This is a genomic window from Brevundimonas sp. (genome assembly GCF_031082345.1).
Taxonomy (GTDB): domain Bacteria; phylum Pseudomonadota; class Alphaproteobacteria; order Caulobacterales; family Caulobacteraceae; genus Brevundimonas.
The window spans coordinates 1-5,833 of the sequence record NZ_JAVHLH010000186.1 but is presented as its reverse complement, the minus strand read 5'-3'; the positions used below and the strand labels follow the sequence as shown (position 1 = coordinate 5,833).

Genomic DNA, 5,833 nt, shown 5'->3' with positions numbered 1-5,833 from the left:
CTGCGCCCCGCACCAGCCGAGGCCCATGCCGACCAGCACGAAGATGATGAAGAAGGTCCGCATCGTCGGGCGGTAGCGCATCGAGCGCACCTTGGACGTATCGAGCCAGGGCAGGACGAACAGCACCCCGATCGACGCGAACATCGCCACCACGCCGCCGAACTTGTCGGGGATGGCGCGCAGGATCGCGTAGAAGGGCAGCATGTACCACTCGGGCACGATGTGCGCAGGGGTCTGAAGGGCGTTGGCCGGGATGTAGTTGTCGGCGTGGCCCAGGGCGTTCGGCATGAAGAAGACGAACACCGCGAACAGGATCAGGAACAGCACGATCGCGAAACCGTCCTTGACCGTGAAATACGGGTGGAACGGCACGGTGTCCTTGGCCTGACGATCCTTCGGGATCAGGATGCCGACGGGGTTGTTCTGGCCCGCCGCGTGCAGCGCCCACAGGTGCAGCACGACACAGCCGGCGATCACGAACGGCAGCAGATAGTGCAGCGAGAAGAAGCGGTTCAGCGTGGCGTTGTCGATGGCCGGACCGCCGCGCAGCCAGATCAGGACCGGCTCGCCGATGACCGGAATGGCCCCGATCAGATTGGTGATCACCTCGGCGCCCCAGAAGGACATCTGGCCCCAGGGCAGGACGTAGCCGAGGAAGGCGGTGGCGATCATCAGGAAGAAGATCACGCAGCCGATGATCCAGATCATCTCGCGCGGCGCCTTGTACGAGCCGTAGTACAGCCCGCGCAGCATGTGCAGATAGACCGCGATGAAGAACATCGAGGCGCCGTTGGCGTGGGTGTAGCGGATCAGGTCGCCGCCGTTGACGTCGCGCATGATGCGCTCGACCGAGGCGAAGGCCAGTTCGGTGTTGGGCACATAGTGCATGGCCAGGATCACGCCGGTGGCGATCTGGATGACCAGGCACAGGGCCAGGATGCCGCCGAAGGTCCACCAGTAGTTCAGGTTCTTCGGGGTCGGCAGCGACATGTAGTCGGCGCCGAAGCGGATGATCGGCAGGCGGCTGTCAAACCACTTCTCGATGCCGGTCTTGGGGACGTAGGTGGATTCGTGATCGCTCATCGTTTTCTCGCCCGTCCTCAGCCGATTTTCACGCGGGTGTCGGACACATATTCATAGGTCGGCACGACCAGGTTCGCCGGCGCCGGTCCTTTGCGGATGCGGCCCGAGGTGTCGTAGTGCGAGCCGTGGCAGGGGCAGAACCAGCCGCCGTAATCGCCCGAGCCGAAGGTCGGCACGCAGCCCAGGTGGGTGCACGAGCCGATCACGACCAGATACTGCTGGTGGCCCGGCTTGACCCGGTCCGCGTCGGTCTGCGGGTCCTTCAGGCCGGCCCGGTCGTCGGCGCGGGCCTGCTGGATCTCGGCCGGGGTGCGGTAGCGCACGAACACCGGCTTGCCCTGCCATTTGATGACGACCTGCTGGCCCTCCTGGACCTTGGTCAGGTCGAACTCGATGGTCGACAGCGCCAGGGTGTCGGCGGCCGGGTTCATCGAATTGATCAGCGGCCAGGCGGCCATGGCCCCCGCGCCCACCGCCGCCGCGCCGGCCGCGATGTGGATGAAGTCTCTACGATTGGGATCCTGATAGGTCAGGTCGCCCTGGTCTGCAGCCACCGATTCGTCTCCTGAGCCGTTGGCGGCGTCGCCCTGGGGCGCGCCGCTGCAACGCTGTCGTTCCTTTAGCGAAATCCCGGATGGCTGGCCCGGCCCGGCTTTGCGGCGCATCGCCGCAAGTCGCTGCCGCCTCCTGAGAAACGGTCGCAATTCGAGCCGCGACAAGCCCCCGGGCCACGCGTATGAGGGCCTTAGAATGCGTCTCGCCCTTTTTCAACCGGCCATTCCGCAGAACGTCGGCGCCTGCATCAGGCTGAGCGCCTGTTTCGGGGTGGAACTGCACGTCATCGAACCCGCCGGCTTCCGCTTCGACGACCGGGCCATGAAGCGCGCCGCGCTGGACTACGGGCCCCTCGGCCACATGATCCGCCACCCCGGTTGGGACGAATTCCAGCGTGATCGCGGCCCGGGGCGGCTGGTGCTGTTCACGACCAGGGGCGCCACGCCGCTCGACGAATTCGCCTTCCGACCCGACGACAGCCTGCTGTTCGGCAGCGAATCCTCCGGCGCGCCCGATTTCGTGCACGCGGCCGCCGACGCCCGGGTGGTGATTCCTCTCCGACCCGGGGCGCGATCCCTGAACCTGTCGGTCAGCGCCGGCATCGCCCTGTGGGAAGGCCTGCGCCAGACAGGCGCGACCTGACTTCCCGGTCTATTTCAGGCGGGCGATTTCAGCCTCGATCTGTTCGGGCGCGATCTCGCCGACATGCGCCTTGGCCAGCCGTCCGTCCCGACCGAGGAACAGGGTGACCGGCAGCCCCGCCGTGCCGTAGTGGCGCGGCACGGACATGGCCGGGTCGAACAGGACATTGTCGATCTCGAGCCCGGCCTCCTCCAGCCAGCGGGCGACCTGCGCCTGTCCTTCGCCCTGGTTGACGAACAGGAAGCGGACGTCGGGACGGTCGTCCTGGGCCTGCGCCAGCGCCGGCATTTCGCGGCGACAGGGCGGGCACCAGGTGGCCCACAGGTTGATGACGGTCGGACGCCCGTCGACGGCGGCGAGGTTCACCGCCGCGCCCTCCAGACTGACCAGGCTCATCGCGGGGGCTGGCGTCGGCTCCGTCCCCGACGTCAGCCGCACCGTCGCCGCCCCGGCCAGGGCGCAGGCGATCACCGGCGCCGCGGCCCAAAGCATCAGCCGCCGCTCGCGCAGCATGACGACCGCGGCGACGGCGACCGGCGCCAGCGCCCAGGGCCAGATGAATCCCCCCTGCCACACCGCCAGCGCCCTCAGCGGGTCGTCGGCGAAATAGCTCCAGTGGGCGATCACATGGGCCAGGCGCGCCGCGCCCAGGCCGGTCAGCACCGCCACCGTGCTCCAGGCGTTGAAACGGGGGCTGACCCGGCTCGCCAGCACGCCCGACCCCAGCAGAAAGACGGCCACGCCGACGATGATGGCGAATCGTTCGCCGGACAGGACCAGCGGCCCCAGCTCGACCGCGTTCATGCCGCAACGGCCTCCGGCTTCATCGCCACCAGATCGATCAGGGCGGACAGGCCGACGTGGCCCGAACCCTCGGCGATCTCGGCGTCGTAGCTGGCCAGCGACACTTCCTCCATGTCCGCGAAGGCGTCGCGCAGCAGCGCCTCGGTGTAGAGATTCTCCACCTGCCCCGGTCCGCCCGTGCCGTAGGCGAGCTGTTCCGGCCGATAGCCCTCCAACAGCAGCAGGCCGCCCGGCTTCAGCGCCTGCTTCATCCGCGCGAACAGGCGGTCGCGCATGTCGGACGGCGCGAACTGGATGAAGACCCCGACCACCACGTCGAAGGCCTCAACCGGCCAGTCCCAGGTCTCCAGATCGGCCAGCCGGGCGTCGACCTCAGCCCCGTGGCGCGCGGCCAGGGCCCGGGCCTTGGCCACCGCCCGCGGCGAGATGTCGGTGCTGGTCACCGTCAGCCCCCGGCGGGCCAGCCAGACGCCGTTGCGCCCCTCCCCGTCCGCGACGGCCAGCACCGTCATGCCCGGCCGCAGCCGGTCGGCCTGTCGTTCCAGGAAGGCGTTCGGACGTTCGCCGAACAGATAGGACTCGTCGCCGTAGCGGCCGTCCCAGAATTCGCGGGCCTGTTCGGGGGTCATGGTCGTCCTTTCCGGATGGAGCGGCGCCGGTCGCCGCGGTCTCGCACGCTCATCGCCAGGCCGCCTTCAGCGTCACGAAGCCTCCGCGCCCGGCGCCCGGCAGCCGCTCGCCCAAGGCGACGTCGGAATCCGCCACCCGGTTCCGGCCCGCCAGATGGGCGCGATAGTCGCGGTCGAGCAGGTTTTCGATACCGGCCTCCAGTTGCAGCCCCGGCCGCAGGCGCCACTCGCCGCGCAGGTTGACCACGGCGTAGCCCCCGCTGGGCGTCTCGTCGGCGCCGGCCGAGACATGGGTCTGGCGCAGCGTTCCCGCCACCTCGGCCCCGACGGACCAGTCGGCCTCGTCCCAGGTCGCGGCCAGCCGCAGGGTCGGCGGGGCGATCCGGTACAGGTCGTCGCTGACGTCCCGACGCTTGCCGCGCACGAGGCTGGCGACCCCGTCGAGGCGCAGACGGTCCGTAGCCTGCAGGCCGAAGTCCATGTCGAAGCCGTACAGCTCCGCATCGACATTGGCGAAGCGCAGCGGGGTGGGATCGCCGCTCATGGCCGCGACCATCTCGACCCGCGTGTCGGCCACGCCGGGAGTGTCGTCGAACGGCACGCCCTGGATGTAGCCGTCGACCCGCCGGTAGTAGATCGTCGGCCGGGCCCAGAGCGCGCCGCGGCCCCAGTCGAATCCGCCCTCCAGGATCCACGCCGTCTCGGGTCGAAGGCCCCGGTCCCCGACGTAGATGTTGCCGTCGGCGAGGCCGCCGCTGGCCTCGGTCGGCATCCACGAGAAGCGCTCGACCGCGTTCGGGGTCCGGGTCTTGCGGGCCAGGGTCAGGCGCGGGGTGAGGTCGCCGAGGTCGCGCCAGAAGCGGGCGGCGACGTCGACGGTCTCGCCGCTCCAGTCCCGGTCGCCGGCGTTGAAGGCGACCGCCAGCAGGGTCGGACCGGCGGGGACGGCGGGGCCCGTCGAGGCCTCGCCCGCGGAGGCCTCGTGGGCGTCGACCCGGACGCCCAGCTCCGCCTCGACGCCCCGGACGGCGCCGCGCCACTCGAGGTGCGCCCCGAGTCGGGACAGCTCGATCCCCGGCAGGGAGGTGACGAAGAAGTTCGGGTTGTCCGGGTGGGTGATGGTCACCGACTTGTCGGCCTGTTCGAAGTCCATGCCGAGGCTCAGGCTGCGGCCGCGCGAGCCGAAGACCAGCCGCGCCTCGCCGACCAGGGTCTCGGCGTCGGCCAGCGACAGCCGCCGCATCGCGGCCATGGCGGGCGCCGGCCTCAGGCTGAAACTGTCCATCCCGTGCTCGACCCGGGTGTGACCCAGCGAGGCTTCAAGACGCACCTTCGAGTCCGCCGGGCCGACGAAGTTCAGGCGGGCGAAGTCGGTGTCGAAATACTGGATGTCCATGGCGAACGGCGGGGTGCCGGTCGGGCCGGTCTCCTGCGCCCGCAGGTCCAACCCCAGTTCGCCCGGTGCCCCGCGCCAGCCGGCCGAGAGGCCCCAGGTGTCGCGGCGGAAACCGCTGTCCCGGACCACGCCGCCGGGGAAGCGCAAGTCGCCGCCCTTTTCCCAGGCGCCCAGCAGATTGAACCGGAAGCGGTCGCTGGCCATCCCGGCCACGCCTCCGAAGCTGCGGCCGTCGTCGACCGAACGGTAGCTGGCGGCCAGGTCCCAGGCGGGCGCGAAGGTCGACTCTTGGCCGAAGCCGACTTCCTTGAGCCGCGCGTTCACCCCGCCGGCCAGGGCCGGACCGTTGCGCACCGGGCTGATGCCGCGGTCGACCTCGACGCTGGCGACCAGCGGCATCGGCGCATAGTGCGTCGGCGGGTCCATGGCGTTGGGTCCGCCTCCGTGGAAGCGCTGGCCGTTGATCCGGGTCAGGACGCGCTCGCCGAACAGGCCCCGGTACTGGACCTGGCCGGACAGGCCGCCGTTGTCGATCAGGGCCGCGCCTGGCAGGCGGGCGACGAGGCCGGCGCTGTCCGGCGCAGCCGCGGCCACGCCCTCGGGCCGGACGGTGTGGATGGCGGTGTCGGGGCGGACGCCGGTGACGATGATCTCGTCGAGCAGGGCGGCGTCCTGGGCATAGGCGGGGGCGGCGGCCATCAGGGGCGCGCCGAGCAGCAGGGCG

The 5,833-nt window shown here is 70.3% G+C and carries 6 protein-coding genes; 1 reads left to right on the top strand and 5 read right to left on the bottom strand.

Features of this window, described 5'->3' with window-relative positions; translation table 11 throughout:
* On the bottom strand, nucleotides 1-1,083 hold a 1,083-nt coding region (locus tag RDU12_RS11630; RefSeq protein WP_308684721.1), incomplete at its 3' end, for a cytochrome b N-terminal domain-containing protein.
* 17 nt (nucleotides 1,084-1,100) lie between these two features.
* A complete protein-coding gene (petA, locus tag RDU12_RS11625; protein WP_300290532.1) occupies nucleotides 1,101-1,637 on the bottom strand; it encodes a ubiquinol-cytochrome c reductase iron-sulfur subunit in 537 nt (178 codons plus the stop codon).
* A gap of 196 nt (nucleotides 1,638-1,833) precedes the next feature.
* On the opposite strand from petA, the gene RDU12_RS11620 reads away from it, so the two are divergent.
* Nucleotides 1,834-2,280, top strand: a complete 447-nt coding sequence (locus RDU12_RS11620; protein ID WP_300290534.1) for a tRNA (cytidine(34)-2'-O)-methyltransferase — start codon at nucleotides 1,834-1,836, stop codon at nucleotides 2,278-2,280.
* A 9-nt stretch (nucleotides 2,281-2,289) separates the two neighbouring features.
* On the opposite strand, the gene RDU12_RS11615 is transcribed toward RDU12_RS11620, so the two are convergent.
* The 3 genes from RDU12_RS11615 to RDU12_RS11605 all read right to left on the bottom strand — a co-directional run.
* Entirely contained in the window at nucleotides 2,290-3,084 is a 795-nt protein-coding gene (locus tag RDU12_RS11615; RefSeq protein WP_300290536.1) for a TlpA disulfide reductase family protein, read from the bottom strand.
* Nucleotides 3,081-3,713, bottom strand: a complete 633-nt coding sequence (locus RDU12_RS11610; RefSeq protein WP_300290538.1) for a cyclopropane-fatty-acyl-phospholipid synthase family protein — start codon at nucleotides 3,711-3,713, stop codon at nucleotides 3,081-3,083. Before RDU12_RS11610 ends, RDU12_RS11615 begins: the two co-directional genes overlap by 4 nt.
* A gap of 49 nt (nucleotides 3,714-3,762) precedes the next feature.
* Nucleotides 3,763-5,833 (bottom strand): TonB-dependent receptor domain-containing protein (locus tag RDU12_RS11605; RefSeq protein WP_308684718.1); only part of this gene is annotated, 2,071 nt, incomplete at its 5' end.